This is a genomic window from Microcoleus sp. Pol7_A1 (genome assembly GCF_036701085.1).
GTDB classification, from domain to species: Bacteria; Cyanobacteriota; Cyanobacteriia; order Cyanobacteriales; family Microcoleaceae; genus Microcoleus; species Microcoleus asticus.
This window is the reverse complement of record NZ_JAUBQD010000019.1, coordinates 86,081-107,599: the sequence shown is the minus strand read 5'-3', so window position 1 is coordinate 107,599 and position 21,519 is coordinate 86,081. Positions and strand designations below refer to the sequence as shown.

Here is a 21,519-nt window from a genome sequence, read left to right as displayed (position 1 = left end):
GAGGGTTTGAGTTTTGAAGCGTTGCAAATTAACTCGACTGCGAATGGCTTTTTAGTGAAATTTGCTGGCAGTGGGGAGGTTTTGGCTCAGGTTTTTGGGGCTAATAATTCTCTCACTTCTCTCGATTTTGTGGCTGGGAATCGGTAAGAGCGGAGTCATATTAGGTTCCGTAAAATAACCATTATCAGGTTGGGAGTAAGGACTTCAGTCCTCCGAAAACTCCCTTTGAATTCCTCACTACTAACCTGATAATGTGTTCTTTTACGGGGAAATAATATAAATTTAACCAGATCGTTTATGGCTCCATGCACACCATACTTTACGGCTGTTTGTGCAAAAAATCTAATCCTAAAAAAATAGCTGCGATGCTCCCGGATACGCAAATTTCTCTGTTTGCTATTTTACAAAAAACTTCGGCAAGTGGGACTAAAACTACTTCAATATCTTCTGTAATATCCAATTGTATTTGGCTGGCAAGCTTGACATTTTTAGCAAAGAATAGGTAAATACAATTGGTATCTTTGACGGGGTTATCATATAAGGTTGCTAGTTCCAAAATTTCTTCAGCAACATATCCCGTTTCTTCGGCAAGTTCTCGGGCGGCAGCAGATTTTCCGCTCTCTTCAGCAGGATTGAAAGTTCCAGCCGGGAGTTCCAGCAAAATCTCGCCTGCTCCGTGCCTGTATTGGCGCACAAATACAAGTTCTTGCTGCTCTGTCGTGGCAAATACTAGGGCGATATTGGGTCGGACCTGAACAAAAAAGTCGTCTATAATTTGTCCGCTTGGCAATTCTATTTCATCTTGTCTAACCTGACACCACTTGTTGTTAAGAACGAAGCGCGATCGCAATAATTTCCATTTAGCTAAATTTTTCATATCGCCATAATGCTAAACTTTCAGCGTCATCCGAAGGCAAAATTTTCCCATCCATAATCTATTTCAAATCCAAAATTTCACCCAGCCGCCATGCCATACAAAAAATTACTCACCAGATTTGGGGAAGACTTACAAAAATTGGCTGTTGATTCTCTAGCACTCGGATTGTTTGCGATCGAGTCACTGAGTCTGAGTCTAGCAGTCGTCGCCGCAGTTGCAGCAGTGCCGGCAGCACAGCAACCAGCAAATGCTTCTACAGTCACAAGTTGGCAATTCGATCCGGCGACAAATCAGCTAGAAATTACTCTCCCAGAGGGAACAATCCCCACATATTCTCTACTCAACCCGAATCAAATTGCTGTGGATTTGCCCAATACTGAGATCGGAGTAGATGCAACTCAGCTATACCCGCAAGGCACTGTACGTTCTGTGGGGGTGAGTCAACTTCAACCGGGAACGGCGAGAATTCTGGTCAATTTGGCTCCCGGAGTCGGTTTCAGCGCAGGGAAAGTTCAATTCCAAAGAAGCGGGGTAGAAAATCGCTGGGTGTTGCGTCCTTCGATCGAACCGACTCCTATTGTGGAAACTTCCGAAACTCAACCCCAGCCTGCAATACAAGTACCGCAAAACCAGCAGCCGACAGATTCCAACTCAACTGGTGCCCCAAAGGTCGATCGACCTGACCCTGCTACTTCCCTGAATCTCGCTACAAATTCTTCGCAGCCACCAACTCCCAACGACCAAATCCGACCGCTAAGAGTTCCTTTAGTCAATGTTAGCCTTGACGGAGGTTCAGGGGTACAAGGTACTGCTGTACCCCGCCTAGCTCCTCAAATAACGGCTGCTGATGCACCCCAACAGCGGACGCTTACCTTTGGTGAACCACTTCCTCGCGGACGATCGAATGCTGTTTTGCAGGCTGCGGCTGGGGCGAATGTCTTGTTGCCGGCGGGGACGGAGCTCAGTTTGCTATACCCCGGTGCTGAGGCTTTGCGCCTTGCCCGTGCGAAACCCAGCCGAGAGGAAGTGCTGCTACTGCAAGGGGGAATTCTCGACAGTCGCGGCAATACGATCGTACCTGCTAATACGCCGGTCATCGGCCGATTTGAAACGACGAACCTCGGCAGTCGATTTGTTGTCGAAGCTATTAGTCTCAACGGCCGCAATATCCCTCTCTTCGCTCGCTCGGAACCTGTGGGAGGCCGCCGACAACAGCCTTCCGATCGCAGTTTGTTGCGAAATACTGGTATTGGTGGTTTAGCTTTGTTCTTGCTGAGCGGCTTTTCCGGTATCGGTTTGTTGGCGGGAGCAGCCGGTGGTGTTGCTACAACTTACGTCGCTGCTCCTCAACCTGCTACGATTCAACCCGGCCAAATTTTGCAAGTTCAGTTAACTGAAGATTTCCCGCAGTTCGGTTTTTGAAGGAACAAGTCCGAGGTTTGAGGGAACAAGGAAGTCTTCCCTCAAACCTCGGGCTTCAAAATCTACTGAGAGCAGTTTTCCCTTGTATGAAATAAAGTAGGGACTTAGGCCAAGCCTAAGTCCCTACCCGAGCATCTGTAATTGACTCAACTGAAAACCGCTATATCGGCGATTTAGAAATTTTGACCTTCAGTGGTTGGAGCTATCGAACCCGGTTGGTTGAGGAACAGGTTTTTAGCGCCGTCGTTTTGGTAGATACAGTTAATTTCGGGTTGGGCTTCCAGGGGGCCGGTGAAGCCAAAGGTGTTCATGCGATTTTTGCACTCTCGCACTTGGTTTTGGCTGATGAGTTTTCTTTGTTCCAGAATTGCCCAGTTATTGGTTCGCAGGACGCATCCGGGGCGCATACTCGGCTGCGAGATGTAGACGTTGAAGGGGTTGAGGGTGACGTAGAGGCGCATATCTGTCACCATCGCGCTTGCTCCAAACTGCACGCAAAGTTCTGGGTTCGGGGCGCTGCGATCGATAAATTCGCGGGATGCTACGTTCTCTGGGCTAATGGTAGCTGTGGAGCTAAAAGCAATGCCAATCCCAATTCCCAGAATAAAGACGGCTGTTAAAATCCCAAGGGTGGCGGAATTGAGGAAAGAGGGTTTGCCGGACTGAGGTTGACGCCGCGACTGCCCGCCAAATGAGCCGGAGTCTTCATCTCCCCGGGATGCGTCGTCGCTGAATCTGTCGTCGTTGTAGGATTTAGGTTTGCGTTTCATATAAGGTTCCCTCAGTTCTGGAGACTCAACAGGTAGTAGTTTGTTATTTTTAACCGATCTCGCCTTTCTAATATTATGGCGCTAGGAAAGTGGTTGCGGAGGGCCCAGGACACCCCCTCTGGCTTTGGTGTGGGGTTCACAGCTCGCGATCGACCAAGGGGCTGCCTTGTCTGATTATTCAGATTTCAATAAAATAACTGAAAGTGACATACTCTTGCACAGCGGAGGAATCCGGTTCAAGATTGTTGACAAATTTTAACATTTTACAAGTCAGGAGGTATAGATTAGTGTCTGTCGAAATTATTCAAAAAAGTTCCACAGTCCGCAAGCTGGCACCGCGCTACCGCGTTCTGCTGCACAATGATGATTTCAATCCTATGGAGTACGTGGTGCAGACTTTGATGGCGACGGTACCGAGTCTGACTCAGCCACAGGCTGTGAATGTGATGATGGAAGCCCACACTAACGGGATGGGACTGGTGATTGTTTGCGCTCTCGAACACGCTGAGTTTTACGCTGAAACGCTCAACAATCACGGATTGAGCAGCAGCATCGAACCTGACGATTAGAACCTGACGGCACTGCAACCGATTCGCCCTGGGCGTTTCAGGCTCATACCGTCAACCCTCATACCAAAAAGCCAAGGGTTAGGCCCTTGGCTTTTTGGTATATTTAAAGCGGTAGATATGGAAACTTGAAGAGCATAGGTTTTTCGGAACGGCCGGAAGTGGTTCGGAGCTAGGTGAGCTCGATCGCCAATTTCAACTCTCCAATCTCAAATCTTTATCAGAGGAAATTAATAACGTCCTCCGCCGCCGCCGCCTCCGCGAGCAAATTTTCCAGGGCCGCCGCCGCCCCGGTTGCCGCCACCCCGGCCTTCATCTTCGCGGGGCTTAGCTTTGTTAACTTTGAGGTCGCGACCCATCCACTCTGCTCCGTCGAGAGCACTAATGGCTGCATCTTCTTCTGCATCTGTTGACATTTCTACAAAACCGAAGCCGCGGGGGCGACTGGTTTCTCTGTCGGTAGGTAGATGTACTCGCTTAACGGTTCCGTATTCGGCGAAGACGGTGGTGATGTCTTCTTGGGTAACTTGGTAGGATAAGTTACCGACGTATATCGACATGAGGAATAACTCCAAAATTTAGACAGTGCGAAGATTTCAGTTTCGGAGAGTCCCCTGCCGATACAGAAGGGCAAGTTTTTAGACAATTCTGTAGCAATGAACAAAGCCTGCAACTGAATCTGATTCACACTTGGTACTTTAACATAGAATAGCGTCTTTTGAGTAGGTTTCAGCAGTTAATTAAGTCGTTCTAATTAAACGTAAAACTTTTAGGGTATTGAGAAAGCTGGTTTCTCGGTGTGATGTTTTGTCAAGGTGGAAGCACAGAAAGTTGTAGCGCGCGCTCTCACCGCAGGAAAGATACATCCACCTTGCCAAAGTTGGTACTCAAAGCTAGGTTCACGTTTTCCAGGGCTTTGACTAACCACACCACGCCTTCTCGGGTACTGAATTCATAGTGACCGAACAAAATTGCCAGCCGCTTTTCTAGGTAGGGCTTGACTTTGCCGCAAATTAGTACGATTTTCAGCAGCAAACCTGTGGTTTGGGTCGGCCCGAGATTTGAGATCAGGTCGATGAAGACAAAGTGGTTGGGCCGCACAGGACTCTCTACTACTAAAAAGTTCAATAACTGGCTGCAAGTTCTGATCATTAAAAATTCGTTGAACTTCTGATCGTCGCTGTGAGGAAAGGTATTTTGTAGTTGCTTATACAATTTTTCGTTAAATTGACGTTTGCCGTAGCGATCGTCGGTGACAGAAGAAATCAGGTATTCGTACAAGTCGTCTTTAAATGAGCCGTAAGACGCAGTTGTGCTGGCGTTCGCCGTGAAGCGACCCGCTAGCTCTCTGTAGGTATCGGCTCCTTCTACTTTTCCGACAAATTGCTTGAGGGCAAAGAACAGTTCCGGATCGCTCAACAGCGTTGGGTTTGTTATAGGCTGTATAATTCTTCCGAAGGAAATTGAGGTTTCGCGCCGTGCTGTTTGGGCTTTTCTCACTTGGTGAGCGACGTATTGGGAGAGGTTGACCTCAAATTGCTGCTGCTTTTGAGCTTGGATTTTTTTAATGATTTTCTGCTGTTCGTAGGTGCTGTCGTCGCTGAGCAGGCAGTGTTTATACAGGTAAGGATAGCGGGGAATTAAGGTTCCGAGGGCAAGGGTAGCAGGGATTTTGCTGTTGCTGCTATCTTCATTGCTGTGAGTTATGACTTTGGCTAAGCGTTGGAGTGTGAGGTACTGTTCGCTTTCGGTAAATTGATTTACTAATTTGGGGATCGAGCCTCGCGCCCGCGATTGATTGTAGCCAAATAGTATTTTGGGTGCTTCTTCAAACAGAGCGATCAATTCAGGGATGGCTGCTTGCTTGCTGGAGTAAGTTTGCCAGCGGTTGATCAGGATGTGGCAGCAGCGGTTGAGGATGTACTTGAATTCTTGTTCGGCGTGTTCTGAGGCTGCTATTTTTTCGAGTGCCTCGGCGACGGAGCGATCGGGATATCCGGTACCATGAATAAACAAAGTGCGAAAGCGGCTGATGAGTTCGGCCGGCTGCTCTCGTTGTACCAACTCCAGCCAGTGCTTGTAAAGTAGCTGTTCTTCTTCGTAAATTTTCTGTCTATTGTAGTCGTTCACTGTGGATTAACCTCCAAGTCTGGGGCAAGAGCTTTCAGCGCTATTAGCTTGATGAATTGGCAGATGAAGCGCAACAATTGAGTCAACCGAGCTGCTCGCCGGATGAGGCTTAGGGGTAGAAGCTGTCAGCAGCTTAAGCCGATCGATATTTTTTGCTTAGTTAAAACTAATTACCAACATCAGCATGGCATGAATTGTTGGTAATTAGCAAGGCCTTAAATCAATATAGACTTTGTAAAGTATTGGTAAAGACTGTGAGTAGGTACGGAAGAATTTCTTGGTTTGCTGACGATTTAGTATTAGGATTGTCAAGGTCTATCCTGGCCAGCAGCCCCCTGTCAGTTAAATGTCAGGTCAAGCAAGGTAGGATTAGCTGTGAAAATAATTATTTGAAAGGTGAGTGCTGGTTATGGTTTGTCGCGTAAGTATCGCCAGACTTTTTGAAATTTTAAATGTACCTTTGCCTGCTGTGCCTGACGATGTTTTGACAGCTTTAGGGACAGGTATTGCCACAGATACGCGCACTCTTGAGGGGGGCGAAGTATTTTTGGCGCTGCGGGGAGACAATTTTGACGGCCATCAATTTGTGGCCAAAGCCCGGGATTTGGGGGCGATTGCGGCGATAGTCGATCGACATTGGCAAGAGGAATTGCCTAATTTTCCGCTGTTGCGCGTGGACGATACTTTAAAAGCTTATCAGTCGATCGCCCGCTGGTGGCGAAACCAGTTCAGTATACCTATAGTTGCTGTTACTGGTTCGGTCGGTAAAACTACTGTTAAAGAATTAATTGCGGCGGTTTTGTCAACGAGAGGAAATGTTCTTAAAACTCAATATAACTACAACAATGAAATTGGAGTACCAAAAACTCTGTTAGAGCTTTCGCCCTCACACAATTATGCTGTAATTGAAATGGGAATGCGCGGGAGTGGCGAAATAGCGCTGCTGTCGCAAATTGCGCGTCCTACAGTGGCGGTAATTACTAACGTAGGAACGGCGCATATCGGGCGATTGGGTTCGGAAGAGGCGATCGCCCAAGCTAAGTGCGAACTGTTAGCCGAAATGCCTGCTGATAGCATTGCTATTCTCAATCACGATTGTGACAGATTAATAGCAACTGCGGCCAAAGTTTGGCAGGAAAAAACTTTAACTTACGGTTTAGAAGGCGGCGATTTGTGTGGAGAATTGCTCAATAATGATACAATGTCTGTAGAAGGTGTGGAATTGCCACTGCCGCTGCAAGGACGGCACAATGCTGTAAATTATTTGGCTGCTTTGGCGGTAGGAAAAGTTTTAGGTATTGATTGGGAAGCTTTAAAGCAAGGTTTGTCTGTGCTGTTACCAGATGGACGGGCGCGCCGCTACGATTTGCCGCAGGATATTGTGATTCTGGATGAGACTTACAATGCTGGTTTGGAGTCGATGTTGGCGGCCCTGAGACTGTTAGCAGATACTCCAGGAAAGCGCCGGATTGCGGTGTTGGGAACGATGAAGGAATTGGGGGACAGGGCGATCGAATTTCACCGACAAGTGGGAACGGCGGCGCGAGATTTGCATCTTGATGCTTTATTTGTTTTTGCTGATTTTGAGGAAGCGGCGGCGATGGCTGCGGGTGCGGCGGGTTTGCCTTTTGTGGAGGTTGAAAATATTGCGAGGGAGAATTCCCGCGAAGATTTAGCAAGGCATTTAATGGAGTTTGTCACACCGGGCGATCGGATTTTATTTAAGGCCTCTCATTCGGTGGAGTTGAATCGAGTTGTTGAGAAAGTTAGAGCTGATTTGGGCGGGGAAGAATAGAAGAGAAACTTGGCGGTTGTGACTCGGCGATTTATATCGTTTCCGGTTGCATCGGAATGATACTGAGGACACGGCAGTGCCGTTTTCCTACTCCCATTAATTGTAGGGACACGGCAGTGCCGTGTCCTCCGTTTATATTATTCCGATGTAAGCATTCAGCTATCAGCCGTCAGCCGTCAGTTAGCGCAGCGTAACGCTTCGCTGCCGAGGCTTGATGCGTTACGGCTATCGCTTAACGCATCCTACAAAATGCTTTGATTCGACAAATGGATATTCAGGAGTTATAAAAGCATTAGCCAGTAATTGCCCAGATCGCTTGTCAACTTGGCACGCATAAACTATCCTCAAGAGATCGGAAATAATAACAAGCTTTCTTTCAAAAAATCTTAAATCAACACAGATGCTACAGCCTACTTACAAAGCAAAATCTATAAAGTTTTATTGCAGAAAAAAAGCCCGACTTAATTCTGAGCAATAGATCGCAGTTTACAATCGTAGATTTTAGAATTGGCGGATATCTGTGTTGGGGGGAGAGACCCGATCGGGGAAGCAGCCCGGATGTATTGAAAGTAGATCGCTCAATTATGCCGATCGATTAAAATACAAGCAAGTTTGTGGACAGGGGGCAAAATGTCTAACATTCAACTCGGCAGTCTGAAGGATAACTATTTCAAGATAGACAGGTCAGTCACGGATACACAGATAGCTTTTTCTAATTACCAATTCCCCATTACCAATTCCCAATTACCAATTCCTATTCTTGAGTAACTAAGACTAGAACCGCAATAAAAAGAACGTCCCTTTAAACGAATTTGGTTCTCATCTGTGGGTTTTGTCTAACTGATAATAATTTAGCCAGAAGTATATACCAATGTCTCTCAACGAAATTAATCCTGCAAACAGCCTGAAGACCGGAGTAGACTCCTTTACTGGTTTACCTGGTAGCATTTCTGATATTAATCGCGATCTCTTTGGACAATCACTGAGTAAGCCTTCTAATAGTGTTCTTGGAGGCATTCCGATGAATCCTCTTTTGGAGTCAGACGATCGCAGCATCAGTGCCATTCAAACGAAAGCTCGCTCTGGTGCCTCATCGGTATATGGAAATGAAAGGGAAATTTTTCCGATCGATCGCGCTGCTCAACAAGTAGGCAAGGCGTTAATGGATGATGCCATTACCGCACCACTTCCGATTGGCGATCGAGTCGATCGGGCAGGGGGATATGACGAGTTACTTAACCCGAACCCCTCCAATTTTTCGGCAACAGTTCGATCGGGCGATACTCAAAAAGAATTGGGAACGGGTAGCGACTGGAGGGAACTCCAGAAAGCGGACGGCAATGGCTTTACAGAGCGAGAGGCTTATAAACTTCCGGGCAAAAATGTCTTTCCGGACAAAGACGTCTATGTAGTTGTTGAGAAAGATACCCTTTCGAAGATCGCTCAAGATAAGTTCGGTGATGCAAATCGCTGGAAGGAACTCCTGCAGAAGACAGCGGACGGCAGCTTTAAAGGCTTTACAGAGCAAGAGGCTGAGCAACTTCAGATCGGAACAAAAGTTTATATCCCCGGATACTGGAGCTTTGATGATGATAACAACCTATTGTTTAAGACTCTGCCATCGAATGCGCAACGGTTACGAAATATTGAAAGCGAACGGAAGGGCAGGGCAGCCAGGGACGCCTGGAAAAAATACTACGAGGAGTGCCGAAAGGACGATATTGACAAAGTTTTTATTGAACGCTTTTGGATAGATTCCACGACAAAAAAAAAGATGAAGTTCAAAAAATTGACTTGGGAAAATATTAAAACTGGAAATACTGAGCAAGATCCACCAAACTCTCCTGAGGAGAGGAGTCTTGATATAGTCACGATATCAAAAGATGGAACGGTAACTGGGATAGAAGTGAAGGCAACCGAGGAGGAAGCACAAAAAAAAAGGTCAAGAGAACAAGAAGCACGGGATAATAATGCTCTGGAAAGAAAAGGCCAGATTCGTGATCCAAATGATGAAAAACAACTGTATACACCAACCTCTGTCATTCGATTTGTGGAGAAGGTGCCGCCAGATTGCGATGATCCCGATCATCGGAAAAAACATGATGATCGACGTAGCGGTGCAACAGTCAGGAACGTTAAGGTAGATCCAAATCCCAATTCCCAGAATAACCCAGTCGAGTCCGAGGAAGACCCAGGAGTCGAGGTTGAACCTCCCAATATAGACTCACCTCCCAAACCCCAAGACTATCGCCTTCCAGTCGGGTCCGAGAAAGACTCAGAGGAAGACCCAGAAGTCGATGTTGAACGTCGGAGACCAAAACCTCGCACTATAAACCCTCCGAGGTTCAACGTTCCTGCTCGCCCTCCAGCAATAGAATCTCCCAAGCCCATAGACGCTCCAGCTCGCCCTCGAACAGAACCTCCCCTAGACGCTCCAGCTCGCCCTAGAACAGAACCTCCCCTAGACGCTCCAGCTAGCCCAGCTCGCCCTCCCATAGACGACGCTCCAGCTCGCCCTCCTGTTCGCCCTCCAGCAAGCACTACAGTCCTGAACGGCGTATCTAGGGTTGCCAGACCCCTTGGGGTGGTAACCGATATAATTGATCTGACCAATGCCTACAACGAGGATGGTGGATTTGGGGAGAACTTCCAGGAAACTGCCGGTAGCGTTGCTGGCGGATGGGGAGGCGCAGCGGCTGGTGCAGCCCTTGGCACAGCGCTGATACCAATACCAGTAGTGGGTACAGTGCTTGGAGGGATTGCTGGAGGGATTATCGGCAGCGGCGCAGGAGAGGGGATAGTGAAAGGTGTTAGAGACTTTTTTGGTTAGGCAACACCAATGGGTAATGTCTTACCAGCCCTGTCACGCACCTGTGAAAAAGGCTCTCAAACTCTTGAAATTTCGTTGCTGGCGTAAGCTCGATCTGATTCTTTTCATACATCGATGAGCAATAAACAAGATTTATTGCCGCCAATAGCCTGGACTTTAGTACGTCGGTAGCACTCCTGAGCGGGCTGGTAATGTCTTACAAAAACCAAAAGATGGGAAAGCCGCTTTAAATCCACAAAACCGAAATAGCACGGTTTAAGTAGCAGAAAATCCGAGACTCACAACATCAGGGAAATGCAGTCATGGCACTTATTATTGCACCCAATAACAATGACACTCTACTCACAGGAACTGCGAACGATGACACGATATTCGGAGACGCAGGAAATGATACCCTCGTCGGCCAAGGAGGTAAGGACGCTCTTTTGGACGATGACGGCAATAACTCCCTCCTCGGCGGACTTGGTGATGATACCCTGATTGACGGACTCGGCAATTCGACTCTCAGCGGCGGTGAAGGCAATGATTTTCTGGGCAACCAGGGCGGTAATGACCTCATGCTTGGCGACGCGGGGGATGACACTCTGATCGGCGATGAGACTCTCGCGAGTGCGAACAAATCTACTACCCTTCTAGGCGGATTGGGCGACGATGTAATAATTGGCGGTTTTGCCAAAGACTCGATCGATGGCGGGGATGGCAGCGATTTCCTCTTCGGCGGTGATAACAATGACAGTCTCAAAGGGGAACTCGGCGACGATTTTCTGGCTGGAGGCTCTGGCAGCGATTTGATCGACGGCGGAGACGGTTTTGACTTAGTTTCCTATGTCGCAGCGACAACTCCAGTGCTGGTAAATCTCGCCACAGGGAGAGCAACGGGAGAGGGAACCGATACTCTGATCGGTATTGAAGATATTGAAGGCGGCAGTGGCAAGGACTCTCTGGCAGGAAATACTAGCCCTAATTTGCTAAACGGTTTGGCTGGCGATGACTCTCTGTCAGGATTGGATGGCGGTGACTTCCTCTTCGGCGGTGATGGCAATGACTTTCTCGGTGGCGGATTGGGCGAGGATTTCCTGTCTGGGGAAGCTGGCAATGACACGGTTGATGGTGGAGAAGGTTTTGACCTGGTTTCTTATGATGGTGCAACTGGCGCGGTAGTCGCTAATCTGACAACTGGGACGGCAACGGGACAGGGAACGGACAGTTTCATCGGTATTGAAGACATTGAAGGCGGCAGTGGCAATGATTCTCTGACAGGGAATACTAGCGTTAATTTCCTAAGTGGTTTGGCTGGCGATGACTTTGTGTCGGGACTAGATGGCGATGACTTCTTGTTTGGTGGTGATGGCAAGGACATCTTGAATGGGGGGGCGGACGATGATTTTCTGAGCGGGGATGCTGGCGATGATTCCTTAAATGGCGGGTTGGGCGATGATTTTCTATTGGGAGGAGATGGCAATAATACCCTTATTGGCAGCGGTGCTGACGAATTGTCTGGAGGGGTGGGCAATGATTTTTATCAGTTGGATGCTATAACGACTGAAGGTAGCTTTATTTCAGATACGGGCGGCATAAATTCCCTCAGCCTTCCGGGAGTAACGCTTTCACTCAATTTGGCACCTGGAAAGACGGGCTTGGGACGAAATGGCACCAGTTTGGTGATTGACTTGAACCAAGATGGGGTGCTTAATGCTCAAGATGTGGAGATTTTGGACTTCTTTGCTACACCGACTGGGACTACTCCTGGTTCTGGCGTCATCCAAACGGTGGGAAATTTCAGCAGTACGGAAATTTTTAGTAGTTTTGCTGACAGGCCTCCAACCCCTCCGACACCACCAACTCCTACACCAACACCTCCTATACCACCGACCCCAACGCCTGCACCGACGCCAGGGCCTGCACCGACGCCTGCACCAACTCCTGCACCTGCACCAACTCCTGCACCGACGCCTCCACCAACACCTGCACCTGCACCGACGCCTGCACCAACACCTGCACCGACGCCAGGGCCTGCACCGACGCCGACGCCTGCACCAACACCTGCACCGACGCCTCCTCTACCACCGACGCCAACGCCTGTACCAACGCCTCCGGCTCCACCTGTGCCTACTCCAACTCCTGCACCGACGCCAGGGCCTGCACCGACGCCTGCACCAACACCTGCACCGACGCCTACAGGTACGCCAACTCCAACTCCGACGCCAACTCCTGCAACTGAATCATGTCCAAGTCCGGTATCTATACCGATGCCTGTACTGGAACCTGGGCCGATTGTGACTCTGGAAAATTCAGGGGATGATTCGCTACTTGGTACTAGCGGTGAAGATAGTATCAATGGCGGCAGAGGCAATGACACGGTATTTGGTTTGGATGGTTCTGATAGTCTGCTTGGAGGTGATGGGGACGATCGCATCTTTGGCAATCCCGGCAGTGATACGATCGATGGTGCTGCTGGCGATGATGTTGCGTTTGGTGGCAAGGATAACGATTTGGTTGTCGGCCGTGATGGGAACGATCGACTCAGGGGCGATCGAGCTAATGATACTGTCACGGGTGACAATGGCGATGATGTGTTGTTCGGTGGCAAAGGGTTAGATTTGCTGTTCGGCGGGTCAGGAAATGATACGATTAGCGGCGATTTGGCTCAAGATACTTTGATTGGCGGGTCGGGAAATGACTTGTTTTTGCTACGACAAAATGGAGCGCCGACGGATGTAGCTTCGGCAGATTCGATCGCAGATTTCGAGATTGGGGTTGATTCGATCGGGCTTTCTGGAGGTTTGACGGCTGCTAATTTGCGGCTGGAGGCTGTCGATTGCAACACTGTGATTCGAGTTGCTGATTCCGGTCAAATTTTGGTTGTTGTTAACTCGGTGAATCGCGAGCGACTTTTGGGAAGTTTTGTGACTGCTAATATCACTTTGATTTAGAGGTTTTGATGAAAGGGCGATCGCTTTCTAGTTTACTAGAATGGCGATTGCTTGTCATGATTACAAAGGTCAATATCCCGATCGCTCTGTAGCCTCGATTTCGATATCGGGAGCAATCTCAATTATTGATATTTTGGCATTTTCAACTACTGTATTTCCGAGCATTGTATTGTGCATTGCCTCAAACTTAGATTCATCCTTAGCAATTCGTTCGTAGTGCAAAATTACGTGATAACGCTTTTCAATTGGCTCTCCAGAATCCGAAATTTCCACCGCGTCCCAATCTATATTTTGAGACTTTTCGGCTTGCTGGCGGTAGCGAGAGGCTAAATTTTCTAAGCCGATCGCGATCGCGTGTTCTTTCGTTTGTCCGTAAAAATTCATGCGATCGTCGGGGCGATCGCTCAGAGATAATGAAATCTGACAAAGATACTGCCCGTTTGATTGAGCGCAAACGTCGATCGCAATTGTTCCAGCAGTGCGATCGGGATTTATTTGAGTCATGTCAACCTCGCTATTTCATGAAATAAAATTGCTAAATCGTATCAGGGTCAATATTTAATTCTCACAGTTTTGCGACCAGGCGATCGGCTCGTTGCGTCTCTTGTTGAGCACGTTACATCTCTATCAACATTGAGATGGAGGAGAACATTAGCGATACGGTTTAAGATATGCAAGGGCGAAATTGGGGTGAATTTGAGTATCTCGCCCGAGTCATCCATCCGCGTCAGTCAGCGTTCATGTGCGGTTGCTAAAAAGAGCGTCAAACCCAGCTATCCCCTAGGGAATCGCCCTCCTTCACTCTCCTGACTGAATTTGACTTCTCACCCACTCCCGGAACAAGCGAATTAAAGCATTTTCTTTTGTAGTCCTCCTCAATTCCAAAAAGCGCAGCATTTCAACTTGCGACAAAAAAGGAAAAGTCGGAGAAACATCTCTTTCTGCATATTCCTGTGCTTCCAACTGATAAATTATTAAACGATTTCCGTCGTAGCGCCAAACTTCCGGTACGCCTAAACTTGCATATAAAGAAAGTCGATCGATCGAACTGCTAGTCACGTCAATTTCCACCACTAAATCTGGTGGCGGATCTTGATTGAGATCGATTTGTTGTTTGTCCCAAACCACATCCTCATTTTGGATGTAGTAGCACTGATCCGGTTCCAAACCGCGAGCTAAATCCTCGCGCCTGCAAGTTAGTGAACCCAAACTCCGAATTTCAACATTTAATTCTTCACTCACACTTTCCACAAAACGACCCAAAATTTTCTTACTACCTTCGTGGGGTGCTGATGGAGTCATAATTTCTAAATTTCCGCGATCGTAAGTCAGGCGAATTCCTCTCTGTTGGGCTAACTCATTCAGCAAGGATTCGTATGTTTTCCAGCTAATATTTTTCAGCAGAATTCCGGTACTTTGACTCGGGATCAGGATGGCTGTCATGGCTACCTGCCTGGGTTTTAAATTATTGATTGTATCTTAGCAAAGATTATATTGATTGATGCGCGATCGCCCTTTTAGAGAGACTTTTGAAGAGAGCATCTCTTGCGGAGACTAAAAAGTATTTTTTAGGAGTGTGAAAATAAAATTGGTATAAGCCCAGGCGCATCTAAGTTTTACTGTGAAGTGCGATCGAACTCTTGTGGGGAGTTGGGGTTGGGCGTCTCGCTCGCCCGAAAAATACAATTTATATCCGCTGGAGCTTACTCCCATTGACCAAGGTTAAAAACTAGATTTTTCTAGTTTTTAACCTTGGCGATCGAGTGCGACGAATCGATTCGTCGCACTCAATACACTACTTCGCAGCTTGACGCTCTTTTGCCGCTTTGATCACTTCTTCAGCGATGTTATTCGGACAAGGAGCATAGTGCGAGAAGGACATGGAAAACTGGCCGCGGCCAGAGGTCATAGTACGCAAATCGCTAATGTAACCAAACATTTCGCTTAACGGTACATCTGCCTTGATCCGCGCTCCTGTTTGTCCTGTCTCCTGAGATTTCATCATCCCCCGACGGCGGTTGAGGTCGCCGATCACGTCGCCCATGTAATCATCTGGAGTGAATACATCGACATTCATAATCGGTTCGAGCAACTGAGGCCCCGCTTTCGGCAGAGACTGGCGATAGGCCGCTTTGGCAGCAATTTCAAAGGCCATTGCTGACGAGTCAACGGGGTGGAAACCGCCTTCTAGAAGCGTGAATTTCAAGTCTAGGCAGGGGAATCCGGCCAAGACGCCTTTGTCGATGCAGCTTTCAAAGCCTTTTTCGACCGCTGGCCAATATTCTCTCGGGACGCTACCACCGGTCACTTTTGACTCAAACTGGAAGCCGCTTCCCACCTCACCAGGCTCGATCACGTAGCCAATTTTGGCAAATTGACCGGAACCACCTGATTGCTTTTTGTGGGTGTATTCGTCTTCGAGGCGCTTGGTAATCGACTCGCGGTAGGCTACCTGCGGTTCGCCGACTTCTACTTCGATGCCGTGGGTGCGCTTGAGAATGTCTACTTTGATGTCGAGGTGTAACTCGCCCATCCCCTTGAGAATCGTTTCGCCGCTTTCTTGATCCGTCACCATGTGGAACGATGGGTCTTCTTGCACCATCTTGGTGAGGGCTGCTCCCATTTTTTCTTCGCCGCCTTTTTGTTTCGGTTTGACCGAAATCGAAATAACGGGATCGGGGAATACCATCGGCTCTAAGGTTGCGGGATTTTTGGGATCGCAGATGGTGTGTCCGGTGCGGACGTTTTTCATACCGACGATCGCCACAATGTCCCCTGCTTGGGCCGATTCGATTTCTTCGCGAGAGTTGGCGTGCATCTCCACCAAACGGCTGACGCGCTCGGTTTTGCCTGTGGCGGTGTTGAGTACGGTGTCGCCCTTGGACAACTTACCGGAGTACAGGCGCGTGAAGGTTAGAGCACCGTAGCGATCGTCCATGATCTTAAACGCCAGTGCCCGCAATGGCCTATTGGGGTCGACGATCGCAAACTCGCCGGTTTCCTCGCCATCGAGATCGACTTCTGGCTGCGGTGTGACTTCCATCGGGTTCGGCAGGTAGTCAACTACGGCATCGAGAACCAACTGCACGCCTTTGTTTTTAAACGATGAGCCGCAGTAGGTGGGGAAAAATGCCCGATCGCGAGTACCTTTGCGAATGCAGCGCTTGAGGTCGTCGATGCTCGGCTCGTTGCCTTCGAGATACTGTTCCATCACAGCGTCGTCTTGGTCGACGGCCAGTTCGATCAACTTTTCGCGCCAAGTTTCGACATCATCGACCATATCGGCGGGGACATCTTTAATTGCATAGTTCATCGGATCGCCGGATTCATCCCAGATCCAGGCTTTGCGGGTCAGCAAATCGACTACACCGCAAAACTTTTCTTCTATGCCGATCGGCAATACCATTACCATCGGTTTAGCGCCAAGGATTTTATCGACTTGCTGGACAACGCGGTAAAAATCTGCGCCCGTGCGATCGAGCTTATTGATGTAGATGACGCGAGCGACTTTGGAATCGTTAGCGTAGCGCCAGTTGGTTTCAGATTGCGGTTCAACTCCACCCGAACCGCAGAACACACCGATGCCACCATCGAGAACCTTCAGCGAACGGTACACCTCGATCGTAAAATCGACGTGTCCGGGGGTATCGATGATGTTGAGCTGATGCTCGTTCCAGAAGCAGGTGGTAGCAGCGGATTGAATCGTAATACCGCGCTCTTGCTCCTGTTCCATGAAGTCAGTAGTCGCCGCGCCTTCGTGAACTTCACCAATTTTGTGGATTTTGCCTGTCAGTTTCAGGATTCTTTCTGTTGTGGTGGTCTTGCCAGCATCTACGTGGGCGAAGATGCCAATATTTCGATAACGAGTGAGATCTTTCATAATTACTGTTGAGATTAAATTCGACGAACCGTCGGCGACCACCTGCAAGCGTAACCAGCGAGGAATCAATGTTGCCTTAGGCGCCAGTACAGGCTAGATTTCCTTTCCCCTGTTTCTGGCAGAACTATCTTAATTTTGACACTTCCCCGTCATTCCTGCGAAGGATTTTTGGTTCGATCGGTACGGGAATCCTTACAATTCATAAAAATACCCTAGACCAAGGGAAAAATTTTCTGTGAAAGTTAGGTTGGGTTCAGAAAGTAGGTTGGGTTGAGGCACTCGTACCCAACAAATTCTTGTTTTTGACCCTTCGCTCAACTTGATATTTTGCACCATTCTCAGCAAAACGGTATAAAGCGGGTTTTCCTGACAAAAAACCTCAGATTTTACGTGACTTTGTGGCAAGAAACCCGGTTTCTGACATTAAATCTGACATTAAATAGGTAGGTGCAAATAAATCAGCCTACGGGGAGAGGGCGCGTGAGTGCAGCAATAAACTGCCGGCTTTGATAGATATTCGCTTAACCCGACCATACAAAATATTATTAAAAACACCGTTGCTGCGTCCAGGAATATCTAAGTCAAAATCGACCCGCTCATCATCCGCTGATATCTCCGCTCCAATTCATCCCGCACCACCGGCCACTGATTCAAAGTTTCATCATTCTCAATTACCATTTGAGCCGCGGCCCTCGCCAACTCCAAAACCTCCTGATCCTCCACCAAACTCGCCAAAGCAAAATCCGGCAAACCCGACTGCCGAGTTCCCAAAACCTGACCTGGCCCGCGCAATCTCATGTCCATTTCCGCAATAAAAAAGCCATCTTGAGATTGTTCTAAAACCTTCATTCTCTGCATAGCTTCCGCAGTTTTGGAACCGGGCATTAACAAACAATAAGAACGGTTGCTGCCCCGACCAACTCGACCCCGCAACTGGTGCAATTGGGACAGTCCAAAACGCTCAGAATTTTCAATTAGCATTACTGTGGCATTCGGCACGTCTACTCCCACTTCAACCACAGTAGTAGATACTAAAATATCCGTTTCTTTGTCCCGAAACTTAGTAATTGCCTCATCTTTGTCAGCACTGCTCATCCTACCGTGGAGCAAACCCACCTTAAACTCAGGAAATACACTTTTTTCAAGTTTCTCTTTTTCCTCAATTGCCGATCGCACGTCCAACTTTTCCGACTCCTCCACCAGCGGTAGCACCACATAAACTTGACGCCCGCTAGCCACTTCCCGCCGAATCAAATCGTAAGCTTGAATGCGTTCTTTTGCAGACATTACAGTGGTTTGAATCGCCTGCCTACCGGGGGGAAGTTCATCAATTTGACTCACATCTAAATCCCCGTGCAGCGTCAGCGCCAGCGTCCGGGGAATGGGAGTTGCCGTCATCGTCAAAACGTGGGGAGCTTCGCCTTTTTGCTGCAATTTAGCGCGCTGCTGCACGCCGAATCTGTGCTGTTCGTCAATTACGGCCAAACCCAATTTTCGGAAACTCACCGTATCTTGAATCAGCGCGTGAGTTCCCACTAAAACAGGCAATTCTCCGGTTTCTAACTGGCTGTGAATTTCCCGGCGCTTTGCTACTTTTGTCGAACCAGTTAACAGTTCGACAGACAAGTGCATCAAGTTAAACCAACCTACCAATTTGCGATAATGCTGTTCTGCTAAAACTTCTGTCGGCGCCATTAAAGCGGCTTGATAGCCGGATTGAATAGCTGCTAGCATTGCCACGACGGCTACTACAGTTTTGCCTGCGCCGACATCGCCTTGCACTAATCTGTTCATCGGTTGCGAGGAAGCTAAATCGTTGAGGATGTCATTGATGACTCTTTCCTGAGCATTAGTCAAGGCAAAAGGCAAGATTTCATAAAAATGTTCGATCAATTTGCCGCTAGGAAGGATGACGGCACTAGCTTGAGCTTTTCTTTGGGTTTGGCGGCGCTTTAAAAGTCCTAATTGCAGGTAGAAAAATTCGTCAAAAACTAAGCGGCGGCGGGCGGCGGCCAAACAATCTCGATCGAGCGGAAAGTGAATATTAGTCACGGCATCGGCTAAACCCATTAAACCGTAACGCTCGCGCAAATCTTCCGGCAGCGATTCTGGCAACATTTTCGCCGCGGGCATTGCAGCCAAAATCGATCGCCTCACCGAACCGGCATCCACCCCTTCCGTCAGCGGATAAACCGGTATCAGGCGGCCGACTTTCATTGATTCGATCGCACCGCCGGAGTCGTCTAATACTTCTAACTCAGGATTGTCTAAAGTAATTCCATATTTACCCTGCTTCACCAACCCGGAAGCTGCCAGCACCGCACCAGTACAATACTCGCGCTTTTTGAATTCTTGCCAACCGCGATTGCTGTAGCGAGGGCCTGCAAAAAAACGACTAATTTTTATTTCTCCGCTGCGGTCTTTTAAAATTAATTCTAATATGGTTAACTTCTTATTCTTCGGACTAGAAAAGCAATTGCACCGCTTCACTTCTGCGATCAAAGTGACAGTTTCGCCAGCTACGAGTTCGCGAATTTGTACTTGCTTTGCATAGTCGATGTGGTTGCGCGGATAGTAGTAAAGCAAGTCGTATACAGTGTATAAACCCAGTTTTACCAAGCGGTTGCCGTTGGCGGGCCCGATGCCGGTGACGCGGGTTAACTGTTGGTCGAGAGTCAGGCCCGCCGGTGCGGGTGCTGCACTCAGGGGTGCAGTTCGGGGAACGGAAACTGCTGGGGCGGTTGGTTGGGGAGCGTTTGCGGGTCTGACTTGTGCTACTTGTTCTTGCTGGTGCCGCGTTTCTTGTTCCCAAACTTGCTCCATTTGCCTCAGAAAACTGACCGTAATGGCGATCGAATGTTGGCGCTGTTCGAGATCTTTCTGAGGGTAGATGTCAAATTCAGCGGCTAGTTGCCTGGCTCGATCGCGCGAAGAAGCCGCCACAGCAACTGCCAACTGTCTCAAACTCAGGCCCAGAAACTCGCTGAAGCGGTATTGACTGCCTTGGATGTCGTTAAATCCGCGATCGGCTTCTACTGAAAGAGCTTTTTGCAATCGCTGCCATTCTGGTTGATTATTAGTCATCAGTCATCAGTCATTAGTAATTAGTAATTAGTAATTAATCATTAGTCATTAGTCATTAGTCATTAGTCATTAGTTATTAATCATAGCTCAAGAATTCCAGACAACTGTCAACTGTCAACTGACAACTGACAACTGTCAACTGTCAACTGACTAATCTTCAAACCAACTCGATCGCCAAGCCGACTCAGCGTCCACCACAGCAAGTTCCCGCTGCTTTTTCTGGTAATCGCGGCCTAGCGAGTTCAACTTTACAGAGAGGTTGCGAATTTGCTGGCGCCAAGCCGAGGTTCCCGCATCAGCAAACTCTATTTCCGACAGTCGCAGTTTAATCGCTGTAATGTGCAGCGCCCTATTACCGGATGTTTCTGCCAAGTTTCGGGATGCTGATGACGCATCGGTTTCAATGATTAAGTTTAATAAGTTAGGTGGCCCAGCAACGCTGTCGCCGGACAATTCAGCTTGAGAAGCAGCTTCTAGAATAGGTTCTGGCAAGTGACTGGGCAAGATTCCCGACTGTTGCAGCAAGCGGTTGGTGTCGCGAGAAAGCAGCTTGATAATACGGGCGATCGACTTTTCAATACTATTTTGCCAGCGCGCCAAACTTTCGGGGGAATTGGCACTTGGCATTTGGTAATTGGCCAATGAAAATAGATAGTTAATGGCGGAAACTTCGTTTTTTCCCTCTTTTTTTTCCTTTATTTCTTCTTCCTCTTCTTCTTTTTCTTCTTCCTCTTCTTCTTCTTCCTCTTCTTCTTCCTCTTCTTCTTCTTCCTCTTCTTCTTCTTCTTCTTCCTCTTCTTCTTCCTCAGATTCTGTCGTCACTAGAGATCGCAATTTTTCCTCCGACGCCGCAGCCAAAGCCCTTACAGACTGCTGCATTTTTTGCCGCCCGTCGAAGGACAACTTGAGAAAGGACTCCGGTACTGCTTGAGTGCAAAGGTGATAGCAAGCCAAAATTAATTGCTGCCGCACTGCTTGTCCCAACGCAGTTAAATAACCATCGTAGGTACTGCGAAACTCCAAAGTCAAGGCTGCTAAAGCCTCTTCGAGTCCTGCCAAATCTTGCTCTATTCGCTCTCTTGCTCGCACCATATCTCTCGTATAAAATTAAAATAGGAGGCGGGCAAAAAAACCAGGTTTCTGCCACAAATTGTCTGAGTTTCCATTTAATACTGGTTATAAACCGGGTGTTTTGTACACCGTCCGAGAGTCCTGTAAAAATTAAAAATTAA

At 48.2% G+C, this 21,519-nt stretch carries 14 protein-coding genes; 5 read left to right on the top strand and 9 right to left on the bottom strand.

Going from position 1 to position 21,519, the window contains the following annotated elements; genetic code table 11:
• Nucleotides 1-319 precede the first annotated feature (319 nt).
• On the bottom strand, nt 320-877 hold the full coding sequence (locus QUA20_RS13595) for an NUDIX hydrolase (RefSeq protein ID WP_333189338.1): 558 nt from the start codon (nt 875-877) through the stop codon (nt 320-322).
• Nucleotides 878-967: 90 nt separating this feature from the next.
• Between QUA20_RS13595 and QUA20_RS13590 the strand changes: the two genes are divergently transcribed.
• A complete protein-coding gene (locus QUA20_RS13590; RefSeq protein WP_333189337.1) occupies nt 968-2,299 on the top strand; it encodes an AMIN domain-containing protein in 1,332 nt (443 codons plus the stop codon).
• Between the two features lie 173 nt (nt 2,300-2,472).
• Here QUA20_RS13590 and QUA20_RS13585 read toward each other — a convergent pair whose 3' ends face one another.
• Nucleotides 2,473-3,069: a DUF3172 domain-containing protein gene (locus QUA20_RS13585; RefSeq protein ID WP_333189336.1), complete on the bottom strand. Its 597-nt coding sequence runs from the start codon at nt 3,067-3,069 to the stop codon at nt 2,473-2,475.
• A 287-nt stretch (nt 3,070-3,356) separates the two neighbouring features.
• On the opposite strand from QUA20_RS13585, the gene clpS reads away from it, so the two are divergent.
• Nucleotides 3,357-3,638 carry an ATP-dependent Clp protease adapter ClpS gene (gene clpS / locus QUA20_RS13580; protein ID WP_172192892.1) on the top strand — a complete coding sequence of 94 codons (282 nt, stop codon included), beginning with the start codon at nt 3,357-3,359 and terminating at the stop codon, nt 3,636-3,638.
• Between the two features lie 227 nt (nt 3,639-3,865).
• Here the strand turns inward: clpS and QUA20_RS13575 are convergent, their stop codons facing one another.
• Nucleotides 3,866-4,195, bottom strand: coding sequence for an RNA recognition motif domain-containing protein (locus QUA20_RS13575; protein WP_172192890.1), 330 nt, complete (start codon nt 4,193-4,195; stop codon nt 3,866-3,868).
• A 286-nt stretch (nt 4,196-4,481) separates the two neighbouring features.
• Complete coding sequence (locus QUA20_RS13570) at nt 4,482-5,765, bottom strand: hypothetical protein (protein WP_333189335.1); 1,284 nt, start codon at nt 5,763-5,765, stop codon at nt 4,482-4,484.
• A gap of 409 nt (nt 5,766-6,174) precedes the next feature.
• On the opposite strand from QUA20_RS13570, the gene QUA20_RS13565 reads away from it, so the two are divergent.
• From QUA20_RS13565 to QUA20_RS13555, 3 genes are all read left to right on the top strand, one after another.
• Nucleotides 6,175-7,560 carry a UDP-N-acetylmuramoyl-tripeptide--D-alanyl-D-alanine ligase gene (locus QUA20_RS13565; protein ID WP_333189334.1) on the top strand — a complete coding sequence of 462 codons (1,386 nt, stop codon included), beginning with the start codon at nt 6,175-6,177 and terminating at the stop codon, nt 7,558-7,560.
• 871 nt (nt 7,561-8,431) lie between these two features.
• Nucleotides 8,432-10,390 (top strand): hypothetical protein, encoded by a 1,959-nt coding sequence (locus QUA20_RS13560; protein WP_333189333.1) that lies wholly within the window; start codon nt 8,432-8,434, stop codon nt 10,388-10,390.
• 302 nt (nt 10,391-10,692) lie between these two features.
• Nucleotides 10,693-13,323 carry a calcium-binding protein gene (locus tag QUA20_RS13555; protein WP_333189331.1) on the top strand — a complete coding sequence of 877 codons (2,631 nt, stop codon included), beginning with the start codon at nt 10,693-10,695 and terminating at the stop codon, nt 13,321-13,323.
• A gap of 69 nt (nt 13,324-13,392) precedes the next feature.
• Here the strand turns inward: QUA20_RS13555 and QUA20_RS13550 are convergent, their stop codons facing one another.
• The 5 genes from QUA20_RS13550 to QUA20_RS13530 form a co-directional block, all read right to left on the bottom strand.
• Nucleotides 13,393-13,827: a hypothetical protein gene (locus tag QUA20_RS13550; protein WP_333189330.1), complete on the bottom strand. Its 435-nt coding sequence runs from the start codon at nt 13,825-13,827 to the stop codon at nt 13,393-13,395.
• Between the two features lie 294 nt (nt 13,828-14,121).
• Nucleotides 14,122-14,766: a Uma2 family endonuclease gene (locus QUA20_RS13545; protein ID WP_333189329.1), complete on the bottom strand. Its 645-nt coding sequence runs from the start codon at nt 14,764-14,766 to the stop codon at nt 14,122-14,124.
• 352 nt (nt 14,767-15,118) lie between these two features.
• Entirely contained in the window at nt 15,119-17,203 is a 2,085-nt protein-coding gene (gene fusA / locus QUA20_RS13540; RefSeq protein ID WP_333189340.1) for an elongation factor G, read from the bottom strand.
• 576 nt (nt 17,204-17,779) lie between these two features.
• Nucleotides 17,780-20,287 (bottom strand): ATP-dependent DNA helicase RecG, encoded by a 2,508-nt coding sequence (recG, locus tag QUA20_RS13535; RefSeq protein WP_333189328.1) that lies wholly within the window; start codon nt 20,285-20,287, stop codon nt 17,780-17,782.
• 150 nt (nt 20,288-20,437) lie between these two features.
• Nucleotides 20,438-21,379: a hypothetical protein gene (locus QUA20_RS13530; protein WP_333189327.1), complete on the bottom strand. Its 942-nt coding sequence runs from the start codon at nt 21,377-21,379 to the stop codon at nt 20,438-20,440.
• Nucleotides 21,380-21,519: the final 140 nt, after the last annotated feature.